The following is a 272-nucleotide window of genomic DNA, read 5'->3' as shown; positions in this document are numbered from 1 at the left end:
GAAAACCAGCAGAGTAACGAACGGGATCAGCATTGAACCGAGCAGCGGTTGTAATGCTTTGCCAAGGCGCACTTTGCGGAACCAGAAGACGAAATAGCCAATCGCCAGCCCCAGCACCACCGCGCCGAGGAATCCCGCACCCGACTGGGTGCCGAGCAGCGCTTTGTCGTTCGCCAGATAGCAAACCAGAAACGCCGGAGCGAAAGCCGGTTTATCGGCAATCGACGAGGCAATATAAGCGCCCATGATGGGGATCATAAAGGTGAAGCCAA

1 protein-coding gene is annotated in these 272 nt (G+C 56.2%); it reads right to left on the bottom strand.

Annotation, left to right across the window (positions count from 1 at the left end; genetic code table 11):
- Positions 1-272 (bottom strand): PTS transporter subunit EIIC (locus SB756_RS30195; RefSeq protein ID WP_410913249.1); only part of this gene is annotated, 272 nt, incomplete at both ends.

Source organism: Pseudomonas sp. SIMBA_068, from assembly GCF_046534705.1.
GTDB classification, from domain to species: Bacteria; Pseudomonadota; Gammaproteobacteria; order Pseudomonadales; family Pseudomonadaceae; genus Aquipseudomonas; species Aquipseudomonas putida.
This window is presented reverse-complemented; position numbering and strand designations above follow the sequence as displayed.